Below are 23,485 nucleotides of genomic sequence, written 5' to 3'. Positions count from 1 at the left end.
CCGAAAAGCGCCACCATCAACGCGGGCGGTTCAGTGACATTCGATGTCAGCGACTGCGACGGTCCGTCCAATACCGGTATGACCGACGACGGCGTGCCGCCTGCGCATGGCAGCTACGTCCTCAGCGGTCAGTCTGGTCCTGGCACCCAAACGGTGACCTATACCAACAACGGTGATGGTGCGACCTCGGACTCGTTCTATCTGTTGGACGAGGACAACAACCAGGTCGTCTTCAACATCACCATCAACCCTGCGATCAGCGCCAGCATCGCGGTCTCGCCGTCCAGCGCCAACGAAGACAGCGGCACATCGTTCACCTACACGGTGACCTTGAGCCAGACCAGCAGCTCGGCCACCACGGTCAACCTTACCCGCAGCGGCACCGCCACCAGCGGCACCGACTACACGGGCGCGGTGGCCAGCATCGTGGTGCCCGCCAATACCGCCTCGGCCAGCTTCGCCATCACCCCGGTTGCCGATACCACCGTTGAGGCCGACGAGACGGTGGTGATCAGCGTGGCCAGCGGTAGCGGCTATGGCATCGGCAGTCCATCCAGCGCCACCGCCACCATCGTCAACGACGACTTTCCGAACGCATCGATCGCAGTGGCTCCGTCCAGCGTGGCCGAGGACGGTGCGACCAACCTGATCTACACCGTCACGCTCGACCAGGCCGCGCCGAACGCGGTGTCGGTCGCCTTCAGCGTTGGCGGCACGGCAACCTCGGGCACCGACTATGCGGCCGTTAGTTCGCCGCTGGTGATCAACGCCGGCCAGACCACCGGCACCATCACCATCAATCCGACCGCCGATTCCACCATCGAACCGGACGAGACCGTGGTGCTGACCCTTGCCAGCGGCACCGGCTACAACGTGGGTTCGCCCAACAGCGCCACCGGCACCATCCTCAACGACGACCAGCCGACGCTGTCGATCAACGACGTGTCGGTGAACGAGGGCAATGCCGGCACCACCAATGCCACCTTCACCGTCTCGCTCAGCCAGCCGGCCGGCACCGGCGGCGTCAGCTTTGATATCGCCACCGCCGACGGCACCGCCACTGCCGGCGTGGACTACGTTGCCTCCAGCCTGACCGGGCAGACCATCCCCGCCGGCAGCAGCAGCGCCACCTTCACCGTGCTGGTCAACGGCGACACGCTCAGCGAGCCGAACGAGACCTTCTTCGTCAACGTCAGCAACGTCACCGGGGCGAGCGTGGGCGATGGCCAGGGCCAGGGCACCATCGTCAACGACGATGCGCTGCCTGCACTGTCGATCGACGACGTCAGCGTCAATGAAGGCAACAGCGGCACCACCACGGCCACCTTCACGGTGAGCCTGAGTGCGGCCAGCGGCCAGACCGTGTCGGTCAATTACATCACCGCCGATGGCACCGCCACCGCCGGCAGCGACTACGCCGCCCGCTCCGGCACGCTGACCTTCGCGCCGGGCGTTACCGCGCAGGGCGTGGCGATCACCGTCAATGGCGACACCGCGGTCGAACCCAACGAGACCTTCAGCGTCGGCCTGTCCGGCGCCAGCAACGCGAGCATCGCCCGCGCCACCGGTACCGGCACCATCGTCAACGACGATGTGGTGGTGGTGGTCGGGCCGGCATCGCTGCCGGCGGCGACCGCGGGCAGCGCCTATAGCCAGACCCTGAGCGCCAGCGGCGGCACCGCGCCGTACACCTTCGCCATCACGGCCGGTGCGTTGCCGGCCGGGTTGAGCCTGAGCGCTGGCGGCGTGCTGTCCGGCACGCCCACCGCCAGCGGCGGCTTCAACTTCACCGCGACCGCCACCGACAGCGGCGGCAGCCCCACCAGCGGCGCCCGTGCTTACACGCTGACCGTGGCCGTGGCCACGACCACCTTCCCGGCGACCAGCCTGCCGGCCGGCACCGCCGGCCAGGCCTATTCGAGTGCGCTCAATCCGGCGACCGGCGGCGTTGCGCCGTACACCTACGCCGTCACCGCCGGTGCCTTGCCGGCGGGCATCACGCTCGACGGCAGCAGCGGCGCCCTGACCGGCACCCCCGGCAGCGTGGGCAGCTTCAGCTTCAGCGTAACCGCCACCGACAGCACCACAGGCACGCCGTCGCAGGCCACACGTGGCTACAATTTGACCATCGCCGCGCCGCCGATCGTGGTCGCGCCGTCCACGCTGCCGGCTGCCACCCGCGGCACCGCCTACAGCCAGACCCTGAGCGCCAGCGGCGGTACCGCGCCGTATACCTACGCGCTCGCCAGCGGCACGTTGCCGGCAGGCATCACCCTGGCCAGCAACGGCACGCTGTCGGGTACCGCCACGGTGGAAGGCAGCTTCAACTTCACCGTGACCGCGACCGATGCGGGCAGCTTCACCGGCAACCAGGCCTACACCCTGACCGTGGCTGGCCCGAATCTGGTCTTGCCGGCGAGCACCCTGCCGGCAGGCACGGCCGGGCAGGCGTACTCCGCGGCGATCACCCCGGCCACCGGCGGCACGGCGCCTTACAGCTATGCATTGACCGGCGGTGTCCTGCCGGCGGGTGTGGTGGTGGACGCGGCCACCGGCGCGCTCAGCGGCACGCCGACCGTGGCGGGCACGTTCAACTTCACCCTGACCGTGTCCGACAGCACGCCCAGCCCGGCGGCGCAGGCCAGCCGCAGCTACACGCTGACCATCGCGGCACCTGTGGTCGTGATCGCGCCCACCACGCTGCCGGCCGCCACCCGCGGTACCGCCTACAGCCAGACCCTGAGCGCCAGCGGCGGCACCGCGCCGTACACCTATGCAGTCAGCGCGGGCAGCCTGCCGGCCGGCATCACGCTGGCCAGCAACGGCACGTTGTCGGGCACCGCCACGGTGGAAGGCAGCTTCAACTTCACCGTGACCGCGACCGATGCGGGCAGCTTCACCGGCAACCAGGCCTACACCCTGACCGTGGCTGGCCCGAATCTGGTCTTGCCGGCGAGCACCCTGCCGGCAGGCACGGCCGGGCAGGCGTACTCCGCGGCGATCACCCCGGCCACCGGCGGCACGGCGCCTTACAGCTATGCATTGACCGGCGGTGTCCTGCCGGCGGGTGTGGTGGTGGACGCGGCCACCGGCGCGCTCAGCGGCACGCCGACCGTGGCGGGCACGTTCAACTTCACCCTGACCGTGTCCGACAGCACGCCCAGCCCGGCGGCGCAGGCCAGCCGCAGCTACACGCTGACCATCGCGGCACCTGTGGTCGTGATCGCGCCCACCACGCTGCCGGCCGCCACCCGCGGTACCGCCTACAGCCAGACCCTGAGCGCCAGCGGCGGCACCGCGCCGTACACCTATGCAGTCAGCGCGGGCAGCCTGCCGGCCGGCATCACGCTGGCCAGCAACGGCACGCTGTCGGGCACCGCCACGGTGGAAGGCAGCTTCAACGTCACCGTGACCGCGACCGACGCGAACACCTTCACCGCCACGCAGGCCTATGCACTGACCGTGGCCGGCCCGAACCTGGCGTTGCCGGCCAGCACCTTGCCTGCAGGCACGGCCGGGCAGGCGTATGCGGCGACGATCGCCTCGGCCACCGGCGGCACGGCGCCTTACAGCTATGCATTGACCGGCGGTGTTCTGCCGGCGGGTGTGGTGGTGGACGCGGCCACCGGCGCGCTCAGCGGCACGCCGACCGTGGCGGGCACGTTCAGCTTCACCCTGACCGTGTCCGACAGCACGCCCAGCCCGGCGGCGCAGGCCAGCCGCAGCTACACGCTGACCATCGCGGCACCTGTGGTCGTGATCGCGCCCACCACGCTGCCGGCCGCCACCCGCGGTACCGCCTACAGCCAGACCCTGAGCGCCAGCGGCGGCACCGCGCCGTACACCTATGCAGTCAGCGCGGGCAGCCTGCCGGCCGGCATCACGCTGGCCAGCAACGGCACGCTGTCGGGCACCGCCACGGTGGAAGGCAGCTTCAACGTCACCGTGACCGCGACCGACGCGAACACCTTCACCGCCACGCAGGCCTATGCATTGACCGCGGCCGGCCCGAACCTGGCGTTGCCGGCCAGCACCTTGCCGGCAGGCACGGCCGGGCAGGCGTACTCCGCGGCGATCACGCCGGCCACCGGCGGCACGGCGCCTTACCGCTATGCACTGACTGCGGGCGCATTGCCCAATGGCGTGATTGTCGATGCAGCGACCGGCAGGCTCAGCGGGACGCCGACCTTGTCCGGCACCTTCAACTTCACCCTGACCGCCACCGACAGCACCCCGAGCCCGGCTGTGCAGACCAGCCAGAACTACTCGGTCACCATCGCGGCGGCAACGCTGGTGCTGGCGCAACCGACCCTGCCCCCGGCGGTGCGCGGCAGCGCGTACAACCAGGTGCTCACGGCCAGCGGCGGCGTTGCGCCCTATCGCTACAGCATCGCCAGCGGCACATTGCCGGCCGGCCTGACGCTGGCCAACGACGGCACGCTGTCGGGCACGCCGACGACGCAGGGCACCTCGTCCTTCACCATCGCGGTGGCCGATGCCGGCAATGCCAGCGCCACCCAGGCCTACAGCTTCACGGTGAGCGATGCGGCGCCGGTGGCGGTAGCGGATGTGGCGGCCACCATGTCCGATGCTGCGGTGACGGTGGCGGTGACCGCCAACGACACCGGCAACATCACCACGATCGCCATTGCCGCTGCGCCGACCAACGGCACCGCCGTGGTCAACGGGCTGGAGCTGGTCTACACGCCGGCTGCCGGCTTCGTCGGCACCGATGTGGTGAGCTACACGGTCACCGGGAGCGGCGGCACCTCGGCGGCGGCCACCGTGACCATTGCGGTCAATGCGCGGCCGGTTGCGGTGTCGGTGACTGCGGCGGCAGTGCCGGGCGAGGCGCAGCAGGTCGACCTGACCCGCAATGCCACCGGCGGGCCGTTCGTGGCGGCGGCCGTGGTCGCGGTGCTGCCTGCGTCGGCCGGTACCGCCACCATCACCCAGGTTGGTGGTCTCGCCACCGCGGCGGCGGCACGTGCATCGGGCCCGTCGCCGGCGGCAGCTGCAATGGCCGAGACGCCCACCTTCATGCTGACCTTCACCCCGAACCCGGCCTTCGTCGGCCAGGCCACGGTGCAGTTCACCTTGTCCAACGCGTTCGCCACGTCGGTGCCGGCCAACGTGGTGTTCACCATCGCGCCGCGCCGCGACCCCAGCGTGGATGCGGAAGTGCGTGGCCTGATCGATGCGCAGTCCGAGTCCACGCGGCGTTTTGCGCGGGCGCAGATCGACAACTTCCAGCGCCGTCTGGAAGCCACCCATCGCGGTGGCAGCACCTTCAGCAACGCGGTGAGCTTCCAGCCGACCTCGCATTGCCGCCAGGCCGACCGCGGCATCAGTGCGCAGCCGTGCAGCCCGGACACGCAGGAGGCCGACAACGACTTCCGCGATGCGCCGGCAGTGGCCAGCAGCGGCACCAGCACCGCGCAGGGGCAGAGCGATCTGGGGCTGTGGGTGGGCGGTGCGATCCGCTCTGGCAGCCTGGACAAGCAGTCCAACAGCAACGGCGTGGACTTCCAGACCGACGGCCTGAGCGTGGGCGCCGATTACCGGGTGGCGCAGTCGCTGGCGATCGGTGCGGGCCTGGGTTGGGGCCGCGACGACAGCGATGTGGGCAGGAACGGCAGCCACTCCAAGGCCACCGCCTACACCATGGCGTTGTATGCCAGCTTCCATCCGGGCAAGGCGTTCTTCTTCGACACCCTGGTCGGCTACCAGCTGCTGTCCTACGACCTGCGTCGCTATGTCACCGACGACGCCTCGATGGCCGAAGGCAACCGCGACGGCAAGCAGTGGATCGCCTCGCTGTCCACCGGTGCGGACCTGCAACGCGGCGAGCTGCAGATCACCCCGTATGCGCGTGTGGATGTGGCGCGCGCCACGCTGGATGGCTATGTCGAAGATGGCGTGGCGCCGTTCGCGCTGCGCTATGACGACATGGACGTGGCCACCACCACCGGCAACCTGGGCCTGCGCCTGGAATGGCGCCGCGAAGTGGCCTGGGGCCGGCTGACCCCGCAGTTGCGCGTGGAATATCAGCGCGACTTCCAGGGCCGCGGCGATGCCACGCTGAGCTACGCCGATCTGAACGGCGGGCCGTTCTACCGCGCGGGCCAGAGCGCGTTCGATCGCAACCGCCTGATGGTGGGCATCGGCGCGGCGTTGCTGACCGAGCAGGGCCTGTCGACGCGGCTGGAATACCGCGGCATCACCGATGGCGACAGCAACAACGATCAGACCTGGATGATCAACCTGGAAAAGAAATACTGATCGCCTCCAGCGTCATGCTCCAAGCCAACGCGATGGGCCGGGCGAAGACCCCGGCCCATCGCTTTTTGTGGTGCCGCAGGGGTGTCGCATGGCAGTGCCGGCGCCTGGAGGCGCGTTGGTCGACGGCGGCTTGCAGCGATATCGCCGAGCGCCGCGGCTGCACGGCATCGCAGGTAATCCGCAATCCGCTCGCGCCTGCTGCGTTCGGGTGCAGTAGCTCCGCAGCGTGTCGGCGGTCGATCGCCAAGGTCGGCCCCGCGCCTGCCCATTCCAGTACGGCCCGAACAGCGGCGCCACTCGCTGCGCGCCGCCCTGGGCCAACAGCGCAGCACGGCCGCATCCGGCACAATGCGCACACGCATGCACGCCACTTCCGCGCCCGATTTCCGCCTCTATCCCTCAAATGCGCTGGATACGCTGGCTGCCTTGCTCGCACAGGAGCTGCGCCGGCCGGTGCCGGAGCAGCCGTTGCTGCAGCCGGAGGTGGTGCTGATCCCGCAGGTGGCGATGCGGCGCTGGCTGCAGTCCACGCTGGCGGCCGAGCATGGGGTGGCGGCCAATCTGGAATTCCTCACCCCCGGCGAGTTCGTCGCGCGCGCGCTGGAATGCAATCTCGGCCCGGCCGACGACGATCTGGACATGGCGACCACGCAGTGGCGCCTGTACGCCGCCTTGCAGGCCGACCTGGGCAGCGACGCGGCGTTGGCGCCCCTGGCCGGTTATCTGTCCGATGGCGATGCGCTCAAGCCCTGGGCGCTGGCTGGCGAGCTGGGCAATGTGTTCGAGAAGTACCAGGCCTGGCGACGCGACTGGTTGCTGCGTTGGGAAGGCGGCGCCGACCCCGATGATCCGCAGGCGCGGCTGTGGCGCAGCATTGCCACCGGCCGGCAATACCGCGCGCGTCGCATCGGTCAGTATCTGGATCGCTACGCGCGCCCGGACGGCCCGCTGCCGCAGGGCTTGCCCAGGCGCCTGTTCGCCTTCGCCATCTTGAATATTTCGCCCGACGTGCTGCGCGTGCTGGCCACGCAGGCGCGCGTGGGCACGCTGCACTTCTACCTGCCCACGCCCACGCAAGGTTACTGGGGCGACCTGCAAACCCTGTGGCAGCGCCGTCGCGAAGACGGTGCGGTGCAGCTGTTTGCCGAGCAGGTACAGGAAAACCCGCTGCTGCAGGCCTGGGGCGCGGCCGGGCGCGACTTCATGGCATTGGTCGGCGACTACGAGGTGGTGCACCCGCTGGCCGAGATCGCCGCCTACGCCGACCCATTGGAGTCTGGCCGCCGCGCACTGGCCGACGGCGGCCTGGGCGACAGCCTGCTGCGGCGCATGCAGAGCGACCTGTTCCATCGCCGCGCGCCCAGCGTGCCTGCGGTGTTGCCGGCGGTGAATCTGCACGACCCCAGCCTGCAGGTGCACGCCTGCCACACACGGCTGCGCGAGCTGCAGGTGCTGCACGACCAGCTACGCGCCTTGCTCGACGATGCGCGCTTCGACCCACCGCTGCAGCCGCGCGAGATCGCGGTGCTGTCGCCAAATATCGACCCGTACGTGCCGTATCTGGATGCGGTGTTCGGCAGCCACGGCAACGACGATGCCTTGCCGTACGCGCTGGCCGATGCCAGCCCGTTGGCCAGCGAGCCGCTGGCCGAAGTGTTCCTGAGCTTGCTCGGCTTGCCGATCGCACGCTTCGGCCTGCACGAGATCCTCGACCTGCTCGCCAGCGCACCGATTGCCGAGGCCGCCGGCCTGGACGAAGCCGGGCTGGAACGTCTGCGCGGCTGGCTGCATGCGGCCGGCGCGCGCTGGGGGCTGGATGCGGCGCACCGGCGCCAGCATCAGGCACCGGGCGACGACGCCTACACCTGGCGCTTCGCGCTGGACCGGCTGCTGCTCGGCCATGCCAGCGGCACCGACGACGATATCGAGGGTGTGGCGCCCTGGCCGCAGCTGGAAGGCAGCGCGCTGGCCGCACTGGATATCTTGTTGAAGCTGCTGCGTGTGCTCGAACGCTACCAGTCCGTGTTGGCCGAGGCGATGACGCCGGTCGAGTGGCGCGAGCGGCTGCTCGGCCTGCTGGAGGCGCTGATGCCAAAAGCACCTTCGGCACCGCGTGCGCAGCGCGCGCTGGATCGGCTGCGCAGCTTGATCGACCAATTCGCCCGCGATGCGGTGCGCGCCGAGTACGCAGGCAGCGTGCCGGCCGAGGTGGTGCGCGCGCACTTTGCTGCGGTGCTGGGCGAGTCGGACACGCGTGCGCCGCTGCTCACCGGCGGCATCAGTTTCGGCCGCATGGTGCCGATGCGCTTGCTGCCGTTCCGCGCGATCTGCCTGCTCGGCATGAACGATGGCGACTTCCCCCGCCGCGACCCGGCCGCCGGGCTCAATCGTCTCACTGCAGAACTGGGCACCGAGCGTCGCCGGCACGGCGACCGTTCGACCCGCGAGGACGACAGGTTCCTGTTCCTGCAGTTGTTCGCCTCCGCGCAGGAAGTGTTCTACCTGAGCTATCTCGGTGCCGATGCGCGCGACGGCAGCGCGCGCGAACCGTCGGTGCTGGTCAGCGAGCTGCTGGGCAGCGCCGCGCAGTACCACGCCGACCCGGCGGCAATCGACACGCTGGTGGTGCACCACCCGTTGCAGCCATTTGCCGCCGCTGCCTTCGGTGCGCCAGGCGATCACGGCGCCGACCCGCGCCGTTTCAGCTATCGCCGGCAGTGGCGGCCTGCGGTGGACAGCCTTACCGGCCAGCGCCAGCCCCTGGCGCCGTGGGTGGCCGGCGCGTTGCCGGCCGATGACATCGCAGTGCCGACGAATGTGTCGATCGACGAACTGCGCCGCCTGTTCGCCGACCCGGCCGGGCAGTTCCTGCGCCACCGCCTGGGGATGCGTTTGCCGGATCCGGCCGGCGAAGACAGCGATCTGGAGCCGCTGCTCGCGCCCACACGCGGGCTGGAGCAATACGGCCTGCAGCAGCACGTGTTCGACGCCGCGCTGGCCGGCGACACCGAGCGGCTTTACGAGCGTCTGCGCGCGCGCGCGTTGCTGCCGTCCGGGCCGCTGGGGCGACGCCAGCTCGATGAGCGGGTGGCGCAACTGCGCCCGTATGCCGAGGCATTCCGGCACTGGCGTGGCGAATCGGCGGCGCAATCGCGCCGGTTGCAGGTGCAGATCGGCCAGACCGAGGTGCACGGCCGTGTGCCCGGCTGGTATGCGAGCGGGGTGGGGCGGGTGCAGGTCGGCGCGCTCAGCGGCCGCAGCGCGATCCGCCACGGCCTGGAATGGCTGCTGCTGCGCGCCGCCGGCGAGCACGCGCCGTATGTGCGCTTCTTCGAAGACGAAGACGGTTTAGGCCCGCATCCCATCGATGCCGAACCGCTGTCGCAGACCCAGGCGCAGGGCGCGTTGGCTGCGCTGCTGCAGGTATACCGGCAGGGCTTGCAGACGCCGCTGGCGTTCGCGCCCTACAGCAGCTGGAAATATCACCAGGCCGCGCGCAGCGACGACCTGGACAAGGCCATCAAGGACGCCGCCGGGCAGTGGCAGTCCAGCTTCGGCTGGAGCGAATCGCACAGCCCGGAACTGCGCCTGGTCAACCGCGGCCGCGACCCGTTCGCCGATGCGCAGCGCTTTGCCGATTTCGCCATCACCAGCCATCGCGTGTACGACCTGCTCGAGCGCGGCAACGCCGATGCCACGCTGGATCCGGAGCGTCTGATCGAGAGCTGGCGCCACTGGCACGGCGCGCAGGAAGAGGCCGAATGAGCGCCAGCCAGGTCACCGACCCGTATCTGCACCTGCCGCTGCAGGGCGTACGCCTGATCGAGGCCAGCGCCGGCACCGGCAAGACCTTCACCCTGGCGACGCTGTTCACCCGGCTGGTGGTCGAGCGCGGGCTGCGCATCGGCCAGATCCTCGCCGTCACCTTCACCGAGGCCGCCACCCAGGAACTGCGCCGCCGCATCCGCGAGCGCCTGGTGCTGGCCGCAACCCTGGTCCCCGACGCCCCCGTAGGAGCGGCCCCGGCCGCGACCGACCTCGCCGACGACCCGTCGCGGCCAGGGCCGCTCCTACACAAAGCGCCCGACGCCTTTGTCGCCACGCACCTGGCCCCTGGCACCGAAACACCGACCGCCCCCGTAGGAGCGGCCCGGGCCGCGACCGAGCTCGCCGACGACCCGTCGCGGCCAGGTCCGCTCCTACAGGACGCGCCCGATGTGCTGCTTACGCGCGCCGTCCTCGCCACGCACCTGGCCACCGGCACCGAAACACCCGCGGCCCTGCGCCGCCGCCTGCAACAGGCGGTGGAAGAAATCGACCTGGCCGCCGTGTTCACCATCCACGGCTTCTGCGCGCGTGTGCTGCGCGAGCATGCGCTGGAAAGCGGCCAGGCCTTCGCCGCACCGGAACTGCTCGCCAACGACCGCGAACTGCTCGGCGAAGTCGCCGCCGATCTGTGGCGCCAGCGCGCCGCCGATGCGGCAATGGCCGAAGACCTGATCGCGCTGTGGTCGGGCGGCCCGGAGGCATTGGCCAGCGATCTGCGCGCCTTGGTGCGCCATCCAACGCTGCTGCCGGCCGCCGCCACGACAAACGACGATTCCGCTGCGCTGCTGCAAGCGGTGCAGGACGCCAGTACTGCACTGGCCGCGGCATTCCAGGCGCACGGCAGCGCGTTTTTCGACACCATCATGGCCGCCATCGACGGCGGCATCCTGAGCAAGGTCAGCTACAAGCCCGAGTGGCTAACAGCGTTGTGGCACTGGTTCGACAGCTTCGCCGCCGCACCATCGATGCACGCAACGCCGCACGCCAAGCTGATCAAACTCACCGCCGCGGAACTGGCCGCCGGCACCAACAAGAAGTTCGTCGATCGCACCCCGGCCTCGCCGCTGAGCCACGAGATCGACGGCTATCTCACCGCGCTGGTCGGTGTCGAAGCATGGCGCAGCCGTCGCCGCATCCGCCTGCTGCACGCCCTGCGCGAGGACGCCATCGCACGGCTGGCATTGCTCAAGCGCCAGCGCCGCGTGCAGACCTACGACGACCTGGTCGATGGCGTCGCGCACGCGCTGGAAGGCGCGCAGGCGCAGGCGCTGGTCGCGCGGCTGCGCGCGCAATACGCCATCGCGCTGGTGGACGAATTCCAGGACACCGATGACCGCCAGTGGGCGATCTTCTCCAACGTGTTCGGCGAAGGCCCGCTCGCACGCGCGGCCGGCCTGGAGCCGGCGCTGTTTCTGATCGGCGACCCCAAGCAGGCCATCTACGGCTTCCGCGGCGGCGACGTGCGCACCTATCTGGCCGCCGCGGTCACCGCCGAACTCGCCCCGCCGCTGAGCCACAACTTCCGCTCGCGCCCCGGCGTGCTGGCGGCCATCGACGCGCTGTACGCGCAGGCCGGCTACACCGACGCCTTCCTCACCGATGGCATCGCCTTCCACCCGGTGCGGCCCGGCACCAAGCGGGTGGATGCCGACCTGCAACGCGATGGCGGCCCCGCCCCGGCGCTGACGCTGTGGCGCGCCCCGGACCCGCCGCCGCCACCTGCCGCGGCAGCGGCAAAAACCAAGCAAGCAGGAAAGCCCAAACCCTGGAGCGCCAACCGCGCCCGCGAGCTGGCCACCGCCGCCTGCGTGGCGGCGATTCGCGGCTGGCTGGCCGGCGGCCGCGACGGCACCGCCACCGTCAATGGCCGCCCGGTGCAGGCCGGCGATATCGCCGTGCTGGTGCGCAGCCACGGCGAGGCCACGCGCATGCAACAGGCGCTGGGCGCGGTGGGCATCCCCGCCGTGGCGGCCGGTAAGCAGAGCCTGTTCGCCACCGACGAGGCGCTGGAGCTGCTGGCCCTGCTGCAGGCCTTGCTCGACCCGGGCGACGACAGCCGCCTGCGCGCCGCGCTGGCCACCGTGCTGATTGGCGCGGATGCCGCCGCCATCGCCGCGCTCGCACACGACGGCGAGCGTCACCGCCGCTGGCAGCAGCAGGCGCTGGACTGGCGCGAGCGCTGGCAGCGCGGCGGCCCGCTTGCCCTGATCGGCGACCTGGGCGCCGCGCACGGGCAACGCCTGCTCGCCCTGGTCGATGGCGAGCGCCGCCTCACCAACTACCTGCAGCTGGCCGAACTGCTGCAGGAAGCCGACGCCCGCGCGCTCGGCCCGCACGGCCTGGTCGATTGGCTGTCGCGCCGCATCGCCAATGCCGACGACAACGACGAAGCCCAGCAGCTGCGGCTGGAATCGGACGCGCGCCGCGTGCAGATCGTCACCCTGCACAAGAGCAAGGGCCTGGAATATCCGCTGGTGTTCCTGCCGTACATCGGCATCGGCCGCAGCGACAAGGGCGCCGGCCGCCATTGCGTGGTGCATGTGCCGGAGCTCGGCCGCCAGCTGCACTGGAAGACTGATAAAGACGACCCGACCTGGAGCGCCGCCGAAGCGGCCTGGAAGCAGGAACAACGTGCCGAAGACGCACGCCTGCTCTACGTCGGGCTGACCCGTGCCGAGCACGCGCTGTGGATCGCCAGCGGCCCGTTCCACCAGCACGAGCGCACCGCACTGTCCGGCATGCTGCGCGCGCTGGACGCACTGCAGGGTGCGGCCGGCGAGGGTGCAGTGGTGGTGGACACGTCCACGCCGCCCACCAACCTGCCGCGCCTGCCGCCGCCGGTCGAGGCGCAGGTGCCGCCTGCGCGCGCGCCGCAGCGGCATATCGCCCCGGACTGGTGGGTCTACAGCTTCACCCAGCTGGCCAATGCCGATGCCGGCGCCGCCACCGACCCGATGGCCAGCGCCACCGTGGTCGGCAGTGGCGGCAGCGACGAGCCGTCCGGCAGCGAGGCCGTTGCGGTGGCCGCCGAGGTCGACGCCTTCGACCCGCGCTTTGCCGGCAACCGCTTCGGCGTGGTGATGCACGACGTATTCGAGCGCTGCGACTTCGCTGCCTGGCAGGCCTGGCGCCCCGGCCTGCCCGCACCCGAGGGCCAGGCCGCCGCCATCCTTGAGGCGCTGCAGCGCGGCGGCTACGTCGAGAAGGAATGGGACGACGGCCTGGCAATGCTCACCGCGCTGATCGGCCACACCCTCACCGTGGCCCTGCCCGAAGGCACCACCCTGGCCGCCGTGCCCGCGCCGCAGCGCCGCAACGAGATGGAATTCCACTTCGCCATGCGGCCCACCCGCGTCGATGCGCTGCTCGCGTTGCTGCACCGGTTTGGCGTGGTCGGCGACCGCCAGGCCTTCGGCGCGCGTCAGCGGCTGGAAGGCCTGATGACCGGCCTGATCGACCTCACCTACACCGTGGACGGGCGCTGGTACGTGCTCGACTACAAGTCCAATCGCCTGCCCAGCTACGACGCCGACGCCCTGGCCCGCGGCATGGCGCACAGCGAGTACGAATTGCAGGCGCTGATCTACACCGTGGCCCTGCACCGCTGGCTGCGTTTCCGCCTGGGCGATGGCTACGACTACGCCCGCGACTTCGGCGGCGTGCGTTACCTGTTCTGCCGCGGCCTGGACGCCACCCGCAACCCCGCAGCCGACTCCAGCTCCATCCTCGGTTCCGACTCCGACTCCGACTCCGACTCCGTCAACCGCGCCACGCCCGCACCCGGCGTCCACGCCTGGCGCTTCGACCCGGCGCTGGTCCAAGCCCTGGACGCCCTGTTCGCAGGCAGCGCCCCGGAACCGACATCCAGCAACCCAGGCACGCCCGATGCCCGCTAGCGCACAGCCCCTTACCGCTGACGCACCAAAGCCCCGCTCCCCCCGGGGCGATAAGGCACTGGTTGCGCGCCACTGGCGCGCGTGCCTTGGAGCGCCCGCGCCGCTGGCGCGGGCTGGGGCGCGGAGCGGGGGTTGGGGTGAGGGTACGTCCGCCGCCGAAGCATCCAAGCCATGACCCAACAGACCGCACGCCCGATCAGCGCTGTGCGCATGCCCCGCTCCCCTCGAGGCGGGCAGACCCCGCTTGCGCACACCGGTGCGCGTGCCTGGCAGTGTCTGCGCCACGCCGCGCGGGCCGGGGTGCGCAGCGGAGGGTGGGGTGAGGGCGCCTGCGCCCGGGAGGCGTCCACCGCATGAACCACCCAACCCTCTTCAACGCCCTGATCAAGGCCGACGCGCTGCGCCCGCTGGATCTGGCCTTCGCCCAAAGCCTGCAACGCCTGGCCCCGGACACCGACCCCCAGGTGTTGGCCGGCGCCGCACTCGCCTCGCTGGCCGTCACCAGCGGCCACGCAGGGCTGGACCCCAGCCGCGCCGGCATGCTGCTGGACACGCGCGAGGGCCCAGCGCCCGCACTCCCGGACCCCATCGACTGGCAACGCACCCTGGCCGCCTCGCGCTGGGTCGACCAACCGAATGCGCAAGACCCCGCCGCCGCCGACTGCCCGCTGGTGCTGGAACACGGCCTGCTCTATCTGCGCCGCTACCGCGAGTACGAGCGCCGCCTGGCGCTGGGCCTGCTACGCATCGCCGCCCAGTCGCCGCCGCCCTTCGACGCCGCCACGCTGGCACCGCTGTTCGCGCAGCTATTCCCGCACGCTTCCCCTCTCCCTCCGGGAGAGGCGGGTGAGGGCACGGGCCTGCCAGAGCCATCTGTCGACCAGGAAGGTAAGGCCCCACCGGCTCCATCCCACCACCCAGACCGCCAGGCCCAGGCCGCCGCCCTGGCGCTGCGCCGCACCCTGCTGCTGGTCACCGGCGGCCCCGGCACCGGCAAGACCACCACCATCGCCCGCCTGCTGCTGCTGCGCATCGCCCAGGCATACGCCTCCAACACCCCGGCACCGCGCATCGCTCTGGCCGCGCCCACCGGCCGCGCCGCCGAGCGCATGGCCGAAAGCCTGCGCCTTGCGGTCACGCGCGCCATCGCTGGCGGCATCGACCCGGCCCTGGCCGATGCCCTGCCCAGCGGCGCCAGCACCCTGCATCGCCTGCTCGGCGTCATCCCGGATTCCCCGCACTTCCGCCATAACGCCGACAACCCGCTGCCGTTGGACCTGATCGTCGTCGACGAAGCCTCCATGGTCGACCTGCCGCTGATGTGCAAGCTGGTCGAAGCCGTGGCCGATGGCACCCAGCTGATCCTGCTCGGCGACGCCGACCAGCTGCCTTCGGTGGAAGCCGGCGACGTGCTCGCCGCCATCCTGCAGGCCGCCGGCCCCGGCGATGCCCTGCAGCCGCAGGACGCACAGGCGCTGCAAGCGCTACTCGGCAACGCACCCGCCGACACCACGCCCGCCGCCAGCCACGGCGGCGGCCTGGCCGGCCACCGCGTGCACCTGCTGCGCGGCTACCGGCAGGCAGACGACTTTGCACTGGCCCCGTTGGCCGACGCCGTGCGCGCCGGCGACGCCGACAGCGCCCTGGCCCTGCTGCGCAGCGGCGAGCTGGCCGGCGTGCACTTCCACGAAGACGGCGAAGACCCGCTCACCCTGGGCCGCGACGCACTGCTCGCGCACTGGCGCGCGCTGGCCGACGCGCACGACCCGGCCGCGGCCCTGCGCGACGCCGCGCGCCTGCGCCTGCTCACCGCCGTGCGCGCCGGCCCGCAGGGCGCACGCGGCCTCAACGCCCGTATCGAACAACTGCTGGCCGAAACCGGCTCCGGCGCGCGCCGCCTCGGCGCCGCCTCGCCCTGGTTCCAGGGCCGCCTGCTGCTGATCACCGAAAACAGCTACCGCCACGGCCTGTTTAACGGCGACGTCGGCATCTGCCTGCGAAGCGACGCGAGTCCCTTTTCGGGGCGCAGCGACGAAGGCGCCTCTTCAGGGCCAGGCCAGTCCGGCGGCACCGACAGCCGTGCCCAAGGCCCATTGGTCGCCTGGTTCGAAGGCGACGGCGACGGCCAGGTGCGCGGCTTCCACCCCGCCGCACTGCCCGCGCACGAAAGCGCCTTCGCCATGACCGTGCACAAGGCCCAGGGCAGCGAATTCGACACCGTCTGGCTGCAACTGCCCACCCGCGACGCCCGCGTGCTCAGCCGCGAACTGCTCTACACCGGCATCACCCGCGCCCGCCGCGCCCTGCACCTGGCCGGCAGCGAGGCGGTCATCCGCAGCGCACTGGCCCGGCACGCCGCGCGCATCTCGGGTCTGGCGTGGCGGTTGGGTGCGCAGCAGCAGGCGGCACCCGCCAAGCCAGCAACAGAACCAGCTACTGCGTTGCCCGTGCAGGGTTCGTTGTTCTGATGGACGCGAGCCGGCGCAATGGCAACATCACTTACGGCAGAACGGCACGTTCGCCTATCACCATCACCGGGCATGCCCGGATAGCATCATGGACGAAGAAAAACTGGTTGTGCGGTATCGCCAGCATGGGAGGCATCAATGGCGAAAAAGCATGAAATTTCGCTCGTCCGCTCGTCGGCGGCCGAATACCTGACCTTCGTGGCCGCCGCAGGCGGGGGCGGCGTGCAGGCGGCGTATGCCGACGAAAACGTCTGGCTGACGCAGAAGATGCTGGCCCAGCTCTACGATGTCGAAACCCACACCATCAACTACCACCTGAAAAAGGTGTTCGCTGACAACGAGTTACAGCCAGATGCAGTTATTCGAAATTTTCGAATAACTGCCGCCGACAGCAAGAGCTACGACACCAAGCACTACAACCTCGCGGCCATCATTGCCGTGGGCTACAAGGTCAATTCCGAGCGCGCGGTGCAGTTCCGCAAGTGGGCCACCACCATCATCGAGTCCTTCACGATCAAGGGCTTCGCGATGGACGATGAGCGCCTGAAGAATGACGGCACGGTGCTCGGCAAGCGCTACTTCGAAGAGCAGTTGCAGCGCATCCGCGAGATCCGTCTCTCCGAGCGCAAGTTCTACCAGAAGATCACCGACATCTACGCCACCGCCCTGGACTACGATGCCACCGCGCAGGCAACCCAGCGGTTCTTCGCCACAGTGCAGAACAAGCTGCACTGGGCCATCCACGGGCAAACCGCAGCAGAAGTCGTCTACCACCGAGCCGATGCCGGCAAGCAGCACATGGGCCTGACCACCTGGGCCGATGCACCGCGCGGGAAGATCCAGAAGTTCGACGTGGCGGTTGCCAAGAACTACCTGACCACCGGCGAGATGGCGCAGTTGCAACGCCTCGTATCGGCCTATCTGGACCTGGCCGAGGACATGGCACTGCGGCAGATTCCGATGACCATGCAGGATTGGGAAACACGTCTGAATCGTTTCATCGAAGCAACCGACCGGCAGGTGTTGCAGGACGCAGGGCGCGTCACTGCCGAGATCGCCAAAGCGCATGCGGAAAGCGAGTTCGAAAGGTACCGCATCGTGCAGGACCAGCTGTTCGTGAGCGATTTCGATCGCGTGTTGCAGCAGCTTGATGCAGGAGACCGGGTGGACGGTGCCGACGAGGACTTGCGCTAGACGGTGATGTGGGAAGCGCCAAAGCGTCAGGTCCCCAACCGCGCGCGATAGTGCACGTTGGATTGATAGATCGCTCCGAGGATGAATCGCGACTAGCGTCTGCCCAGGAGTCGCCCGCCACGGTGGTTCCGCCCGTCCAGGGCTCATACCCCAAGCCGGAGAGATGGCATGAGAACTGACGACAAAGAAGCGCTTGCGCGTAAGAGGTGAATGATGAAGGCGATATGGGTTCTTGGGATTCTCGCGCTGTCAGCCTGCTCCAGCGCGACTGCGGCTGGGAGGCTGGAGATCAGACTCCAAAACAGACAGGCAGCGCATACAGCGACAGCTGGAGCATCCGTCTCAGTCACGATGGCCAACGCAGGTGACCAGCCCATCGAGCTACCTGCCTCGTATGTTCCAGACGTAGACAAAGGCGGGGTGTTGCAGACCAATCTGTTCAAGGTCCTGCAAGAGGACGGCAGCCCCGTCGACTATCGCGGCATCTATGTGCACAACGTCCGAGGTTCCACGCCATCTCTTGTCCTGAAGCCGGGGCAGTCAATCGTCAGGACGATCAATCTGTCATTGAGTTACCAGATCATGCCTGGGCGCAATTACTCGGTCGGGGTACACCCACTTATACGTTATCGGGAGCAGCAGGAATCAAAGAGTAAAACCACCTCAGCCGATATGACGTCGTTGAAGACTGCTACATCCAACATCATCGAGATCACGCCTCGATAGGTCTGCGATGTATCGGCGAACCTGCGCCTGGCCCCAGCGTGCCGAGGTGTAGCGGATGATCCCGCGCAGATCGGCTTCGGCTTCGGCTGCGTCGGTGAGGACTTAGCCGTGCATCAACCGCGACGGCCCTCGGCCAATTCTTCATACAGGATGGTGCTGATGCTCCTGGTAGACACGTTGCCGGCAAGGCCTTCCTCGACACGTCCCCCAAGGAGGGTTTTCAACTCCTGCCATGCCTGATCGGCGTTTAGGTCGCCAGGGAACAGGCGTTCAAGCGCGTATTGCTTGATGGTCTTGCCCTGCAGAGCCGCCAGCGCCTTCAGGCTCTGATGCTGCTGATCGCTTAGATCAATGGTCAAACGGCTCATGACGCGCTCCTAAATCCATACAAACCCACATTAGCGCATCTGGGCTGGTTGACCGATTGCAGAGCTTTGGGACCCCAGCTCCGGTGACGCCGTGCAGTGTTTTGACGGAAACTGCGCTCCCGAAACAGGACCGCACCGATGGACCGACGTCGCCGCAAACGCATGGAGCGCTATTGGGTGCGGGCAGAAGCCAAGGCGCGTGCAGCGGTCGACAAGTTGGACCCGGAAAGCTGGTTCGACCTGTGGCATACGCATGTGGACTGGAATGGCCGCGGCCACTCCTGTGTTGAGCATCGGCAGATGGTCAACGCGGTGGCAGTGCGCGTGTTGTGCTACCTGGAAGCACGTCTGGCGCAACGTGGGGCAGCGGTGCAACTGTGGGCAGACCTCAGTGAGGACACGATGGATACGGGCATCTACGCGCACTCTGCCAATCCGAATGGCACGACCTTCCCGGCCACCTTTCCCAACCTGGATTGGCAACTGGCTCTGCCTGACAAGGTCGCAGCGATCCTGCCCGCCACGCATCGGGCCGGCACTGCGTCATGCGATGGCAGTACTCGGTATGTCGTGCAGCGTCAGCCAGCCGTGGTCGGCCCGGAGGCACGTCAATGAGTTCCACCGACAAAGCCCATCGCACCGCATTGCGTTATGCGGTCGGTGCTCGTCAGCCGCGTGTGGTCAAGGCGCCCGTCACCGGCGCCGCCTATCGGCTAGCGCACGCCTGCTTCGGTTGCCGCAGAAGTTTCAAGATCGCTCCGCGCGAGCAGGTGGCCCCCTGTCCTGGCTGCGGTAACGGGCTGTGCGTGATGGGGCGTTCGTTCAAGGCACCCCCGGCCCGCAACCAGGCGCAATGGCGCAAGGTCGAGCGCCTGTATCGCGCTGGCTTTCGGTTCTTCAGTTACCGCAGCCACCCGTGCGTTGCTCTCCCAGCCAAGCTGTCGGAGGTCGATCGCTTCATCCGTGAGAACCCTGAGCACCCATTACGCCTGGGCGGTCATTGAGGTTGGCACGGCGTCACACCGCGAGGCCAGGCCTGCGCCTGACCTCGTCTGCCGTCTGGCAGGCCGGGCGGCTTACTTGCCCTTCTTTTCCTGCTTGGCCGCGCGCTTTTCCTTCAGCGTCTTGGTCGGCTCTTTCTTCTGGCTCTTCTTCTGGTCCATCCCCTTGCTCATGACACCCTCGTAGTTGCTGGATTGATCGGTCGGGCAGCGCCATGACCCTGGCGTGCCTGCGCACTGTACGGCTTGCGCGGGGGGGAAGGGCAGGGGGAGAGCGAGACAGGGCGACAGGCGGTGCGTCCGGCCCGGCGCCTGCTCAACGCAGCGGGCGCCGGCAGCCCTTCGGCGTGGCCGGCTGGCCACAAACGCAAACGCCCGCGTGCGGCCGGCAAGGTCCACACGCGGGCGCTGGCGACAGCGGCGGGCTTACTTGGCCGGCACGCGCTGGTACTGCTCGCCACCGGTGTTGAGGTGGCCGTTGGCCGCGTCGATGGCGAAGTTCACCGTCTCGCCATCGTTGGTGACCTGCAGCGCCCCGTCCTTGTAGACCGCCGGGTAGCTCTCGGTCTTGGGCTTGCGGCTGAAGAACTTCGGCGTGGTGCTGCGGACCATGAAGGTCTCGCCATTGCGCTCGATGTCCATCGTCTCTTCCTGCGTCTGCACGTTGACCCAGTGGCCGACGAACTTCTCGCCCTCCTCCTTGGCGCAACCGCTCACCAGCAGTGCCGCGGCCAGCGCGGTGCCCATCCACTTCATCATCGTGTGTTCTCCAGTTGAGTCTGCGACGAGGATGGCGGGTGGGGGATGTATGAGAGGTCAAGGTGCTCGCGACGCCTTGGACCTAATAGCGGCTGAAAAAACGTAGCAGGCTGGGTATGGACTGCGCAGAGGAACCGTTGTGTACGCGATGTACACGATCATTCCAAACACCGGCCGCGCCCGCGTGGCGGCGAAGCAAGAGTTTGTTAGCCGCTCTGAGCGCGCCACATGACGTCAAACGTGTGCATATTGACTTTGCATCGGCTATGCAATATTTTCGGCTTGCTAATAAGGAAATAAAGTGAAATGGAATTTGCGTATCTTCCAGAAATCTTTCGGCCGCCTCGTGCCACGATCGAAGATTTTAAGAACTATAAAAGTCTAGTTTATTCCAGGCCGAATTTGGCTGAGACCACTCGAGCAACAAATGTCGTTGCGTCCAGCGTTGTATGTAGAATGCCAGATTATTTTCAACTGGTTGAGGCCGAAAAAGACCTCGTTGCTATTCTTCAAGCATTGATCCGAAAGATTGGACAGCTATCTATAAAAGAAATTCTTGCCACTCACTGTCTAATAATAGGTGCATCACGATCTAGGTTCAGAAAATCAGCGGTTGTTGTAGGTATGACAACTAGTCAGCCGATGGGCTTTTTGGCTGCCGAGTACGAAATCAAGTCTGAAATTGAATGGCTCATAGATGCTTGCGTTAGTATCGAAAACGACTCATCTATGTTCGCCTTCTTTTTGTTTTTTTTTCTGCACGTGCACCCTTTTTCTGATGGCAACGGACGAATTTCCCGTGTAGCTCTTCTGGGCATCTCAGATAAAAGAGGAGGCGAAGCTGCAAGCAAAGCGATGGTGCTTCTGGCTTATATTGAGCAGCACAAGCTTGACTTTGTAAAAGCTATGTATGTTGCACGTATTAGTTCGCCTGACCGTTTAATTACATTCGTAGAGCAGGCATTAGTTGCAAATTTCGATGCTAGTGCCACTTAGTCTTAGCGGACTACGACCCAAGCGATTGGATGGCCGCCAGAAAATTTTGCCGACCCATCTGTACGTAACGTTGAAATCTATTTTTTGCAAAAGGAAGGAGACTTATGCATCACGTGCAACTGAAACTAGCAATTGGAGCAATTTTACTGCTCGGGGGCATCGCCGTATCTGATGACGCAAAAGCGTCTTGCGGGCCTTGGGAGACTTATTCCTGCGAACCACCGGTCGTTGAGGACCCCAACCTTCCATGTAACTGTAATCCATGGGAGCCCTCTCCATATAATTATTATTACATGCCCCGGCAAGCCGGGAATCCCACTCCGGCAGTTTGCTCTTCACCGCGAGAGGTAAGGCTTGAGAACGCAAGATGGCAAGCCAGACAGTATTTTAATCGGCCGTATGAGGGGCAGCTATATCTCTGGCTTTTCCGATTGGATGGCATCCAAGTTATTTATGACGATGGAACTGCACAGACTTACGGCGGTAACTGGACAAACCCTCCTTTGTGGCCATCGATTGATTCGAGTGCGACAGACCTTGAGTTGATAGGAGGAAGTTCGACCTGGGGTGGAGGTCTCAAACTTGATGAGTGCGGAGCACCATCACCGGACCCATCGCTAGGATCCTGAAATTACCGGCGGCAGAATAAAGATGGTAGCTACAAGGAGGCACTAGTCATCAACCTAGTGCCTTTTAATACGCCATTTCTGAGAGAATAGTAGTGAGCAATTTTCACAAAAGCATAACCATAGTTCTAATTATCCTTGTTGTTTTAGCTATTTGGCATTTTTCGTTAGGCAGAAGCAACGTTGAAGGATCGCTTGTCCAAGTAGTCTCACAGTCGGCAGAGCAAAAAGTACAAGTCGATGAATTAGGAACTAAAGCTACTGATTCAAAAAGAAATAAAATATATTCCGGTCCAGCGGTCTCCTTACCTCACCGTGCGGCAATCTTATTGAAATCGGCGAGGGGTGGAGATAAGGAGGCCGCTTGCGAGCTTGCAGAGCTTCTTACCAAATGCCGAGATGCGGCAGAAGTAAGCAATAGCAGCTCTCAACTCGGAGAGAAAAGTGGGCTCCTGACGTCTCGAGGCCCGCTCTCGACTGTTGATCATCAAACAATGGAGTGCGATGGCGTCCCTAATATTCCACCTAATGACATCGTCGCGTATTGGAGGAGCGCTGCTGAAATTGGTGATGCTTCAAGTATGAGATTTTACGTAACTGGAAGGCCTTTCCGCTTGAGCGACACGATTGCAAATCTAGAGGAGCTTGCTGCCTTTAAACAGCATGCTGAACAGCTTGCGCTAGAGGCTGCTGCCAGTGGCGACACGGCCGTGGCAATAAGCTTGGCCGACGCCTATTATCCTTGGCCGGAATACGGGACACGGCAAAGCCTTCTGGGACAGGCGATTAAGAAAAAGAGTGCTGCGCGTTCTTTGGCTATCTACGAACGGATTGTCATTGGCTTGCCTCCAGGATCGGAAGCACGAGCGAAGCAGCTTTATAATCGGTTAGATATCCTCCGTCTGAGGTCAAGTGGAGCAGAATCAGCTGAGGCCAAAGTACTTTTCTCCGAGTGGAAGCCTCTGCGCTACGTTGAATCGGCGAGGTATGGCTTCGCCACAAAAATTTGTGGTTCCCCCTAAGAAATTTTTCAAAGTCTTCTGAGTAAAATAATACTCAGAAAACATAGGTGGGCGAACTGCAAGCTGATATTGAGCTTGCGTTGGCAGTTTTTCCATAGCTGCCTGTTCTTCTTCAACCAAGCGAAACTGCGTTCAACGATCTAGCATCTGGGCATGATTGTGCGGTGGCCTCCCGGCGTTATGCCCGAGCAAAACCGATGTGCCTCCTTGGGTCTGAGTGTCGCCGAATCCTCTAGTTCTGGCTGCTCCAAGTTATAGGGAGGAGGTCAGAGTCACTGCGCAGAGAATCGACGCGACAAGGTACGATCCCAGGTCATCT

At 66.5% G+C, this 23,485-nt stretch carries 12 protein-coding genes and 2 pseudogenes; 11 read left to right on the top strand and 3 right to left on the bottom strand.

The features are described 5' to 3' along the window. Nucleotides 1–54 precede the first annotated feature (54 nt). The 7 genes and pseudogenes from ACCQ04_RS20390 to ACCQ04_RS20360 form a co-directional block, all read left to right on the top strand. Nucleotides 55–2,929 (top strand): annotated as a pseudogene (locus ACCQ04_RS20390) (beta strand repeat-containing protein); the annotation flags it as partial. Continuing rightward, nucleotides 2,926–6,282 (top strand): putative Ig domain-containing protein, encoded by a 3,357-nt coding sequence (locus ACCQ04_RS20385; RefSeq protein ID WP_506191519.1) that lies wholly within the window; start codon nucleotides 2,926–2,928, stop codon nucleotides 6,280–6,282. The pseudogene ACCQ04_RS20390 and the gene ACCQ04_RS20385, both read left to right, overlap by 4 nt. Nucleotides 6,283–6,642: 360 nt before the next feature. Then, nucleotides 6,643–10,047 (top strand): exodeoxyribonuclease V subunit gamma, encoded by a 3,405-nt coding sequence (gene recC / locus ACCQ04_RS20380; protein ID WP_226428076.1) that lies wholly within the window; start codon nucleotides 6,643–6,645, stop codon nucleotides 10,045–10,047. Then, nucleotides 10,044–14,006, top strand: a complete 3,963-nt coding sequence (locus ACCQ04_RS20375; RefSeq protein WP_226428075.1) for a UvrD-helicase domain-containing protein — start codon at nucleotides 10,044–10,046, stop codon at nucleotides 14,004–14,006. Before recC ends, ACCQ04_RS20375 begins: the two co-directional genes overlap by 4 nt. Before the next feature lie 353 nt (nucleotides 14,007–14,359). Continuing rightward, the gene (gene recD, locus ACCQ04_RS20370) at nucleotides 14,360–16,474 is read left to right on the top strand and encodes an exodeoxyribonuclease V subunit alpha (RefSeq protein ID WP_226428074.1); all 2,115 of its coding nucleotides are present in this window, start codon (nucleotides 14,360–14,362) and stop codon (nucleotides 16,472–16,474) included. Between the two features lie 138 nt (nucleotides 16,475–16,612). Beyond that, entirely contained in the window at nucleotides 16,613–17,668 is a 1,056-nt protein-coding gene (locus ACCQ04_RS20365) for a virulence RhuM family protein (protein ID WP_226428073.1), read from the top strand. A gap of 351 nt (nucleotides 17,669–18,019) precedes the next feature. Further along, nucleotides 18,020–18,394 carry a hypothetical protein gene (locus ACCQ04_RS20360; RefSeq protein WP_225874229.1) on the top strand — a complete coding sequence of 125 codons (375 nt, stop codon included), beginning with the start codon at nucleotides 18,020–18,022 and terminating at the stop codon, nucleotides 18,392–18,394. Between the two features lie 113 nt (nucleotides 18,395–18,507). Here the strand turns inward: ACCQ04_RS20360 and ACCQ04_RS20355 are convergent, their stop codons facing one another. Next, complete coding sequence (locus ACCQ04_RS20355; protein ID WP_065033329.1) at nucleotides 18,508–18,762, bottom strand: type II TA system antitoxin, ParD family; 255 nt, start codon at nucleotides 18,760–18,762, stop codon at nucleotides 18,508–18,510. A 138-nt stretch (nucleotides 18,763–18,900) separates the two neighbouring features. Between ACCQ04_RS20355 and ACCQ04_RS20350 the strand changes: the two genes are divergently transcribed. Continuing rightward, nucleotides 18,901–19,377 carry a hypothetical protein gene (locus ACCQ04_RS20350; RefSeq protein ID WP_226428072.1) on the top strand — a complete coding sequence of 159 codons (477 nt, stop codon included), beginning with the start codon at nucleotides 18,901–18,903 and terminating at the stop codon, nucleotides 19,375–19,377. Then, a complete protein-coding gene (locus ACCQ04_RS20345; protein ID WP_226428071.1) occupies nucleotides 19,374–19,766 on the top strand; it encodes a hypothetical protein in 393 nt (130 codons plus the stop codon). The genes ACCQ04_RS20350 and ACCQ04_RS20345 overlap by 4 nt, the downstream gene beginning before the upstream one ends. Nucleotides 19,767–20,189: 423 nt before the next feature. Here ACCQ04_RS20345 and ACCQ04_RS20340 read toward each other — a convergent pair whose 3' ends face one another. After that, nucleotides 20,190–20,522, bottom strand: a complete 333-nt coding sequence (locus ACCQ04_RS20340; protein ID WP_039513672.1) for a lipoprotein — start codon at nucleotides 20,520–20,522, stop codon at nucleotides 20,190–20,192. Between the two features lie 306 nt (nucleotides 20,523–20,828). Here ACCQ04_RS20340 and ACCQ04_RS20335 point away from each other — a divergent pair, with 306 nt between their 5' ends. Then, nucleotides 20,829–21,518 carry a Fic family protein gene (locus ACCQ04_RS20335; RefSeq protein WP_226428070.1) on the top strand — a complete coding sequence of 230 codons (690 nt, stop codon included), beginning with the start codon at nucleotides 20,829–20,831 and terminating at the stop codon, nucleotides 21,516–21,518. 721 nt (nucleotides 21,519–22,239) lie between these two features. Beyond that, nucleotides 22,240–23,166 carry a hypothetical protein gene (locus ACCQ04_RS20330; protein WP_226428069.1) on the top strand — a complete coding sequence of 309 codons (927 nt, stop codon included), beginning with the start codon at nucleotides 22,240–22,242 and terminating at the stop codon, nucleotides 23,164–23,166. Nucleotides 23,167–23,174: 8 nt separating this feature from the next. Here the strand turns inward: ACCQ04_RS20330 and ACCQ04_RS20325 are convergent. Continuing rightward, nucleotides 23,175–23,306, bottom strand: a pseudogene (locus ACCQ04_RS20325) (IS5/IS1182 family transposase); the annotation flags it as partial. Between the last annotated feature and the right edge of the window lie 179 nt (nucleotides 23,307–23,485).

The sequence above is a fragment of the Xanthomonas sp. NCPPB 2866 genome (assembly GCF_041475745.2).
GTDB lineage: Bacteria > Pseudomonadota > Gammaproteobacteria > Xanthomonadales > Xanthomonadaceae > Xanthomonas > Xanthomonas arboricola.
This window is presented reverse-complemented; position numbering and strand designations above follow the sequence as displayed.

Excerpts from the sequence above, each read along its gene's own strand:
- ACCQ04_RS20335 (WP_226428070.1), top strand. The coding sequence starts at position 20,829 with ATGGAATTTGCGTATCTTCCAGAAATCTTTCGGCCGCCTCGTGCCACG.
- ACCQ04_RS20340 (WP_039513672.1), bottom strand. The coding sequence starts at position 20,522 with ATGATGAAGTGGATGGGCACCGCGCTGGCCGCGGCACTGCTGGTGAGC.
- ACCQ04_RS20360 (WP_225874229.1), top strand. The coding sequence starts at position 18,020 with ATGGCCAACGCAGGTGACCAGCCCATCGAGCTACCTGCCTCGTATGTT.
- ACCQ04_RS20350 (WP_226428072.1), top strand. The coding sequence starts at position 18,901 with ATGGACCGACGTCGCCGCAAACGCATGGAGCGCTATTGGGTGCGGGCA.
- ACCQ04_RS20355 (WP_065033329.1), bottom strand. The coding sequence starts at position 18,762 with ATGAGCCGTTTGACCATTGATCTAAGCGATCAGCAGCATCAGAGCCTG.
- ACCQ04_RS20345 (WP_226428071.1), top strand. The coding sequence starts at position 19,374 with ATGAGTTCCACCGACAAAGCCCATCGCACCGCATTGCGTTATGCGGTC.
- recD (WP_226428074.1), top strand. The coding sequence starts at position 14,360 with ATGAACCACCCAACCCTCTTCAACGCCCTGATCAAGGCCGACGCGCTG.
- ACCQ04_RS20365 (WP_226428073.1), top strand. The coding sequence starts at position 16,613 with ATGGCGAAAAAGCATGAAATTTCGCTCGTCCGCTCGTCGGCGGCCGAA.
- ACCQ04_RS20375 (WP_226428075.1), top strand. The coding sequence starts at position 10,044 with ATGAGCGCCAGCCAGGTCACCGACCCGTATCTGCACCTGCCGCTGCAG.
- recC (WP_226428076.1), top strand. The coding sequence starts at position 6,643 with ATGCACGCCACTTCCGCGCCCGATTTCCGCCTCTATCCCTCAAATGCG.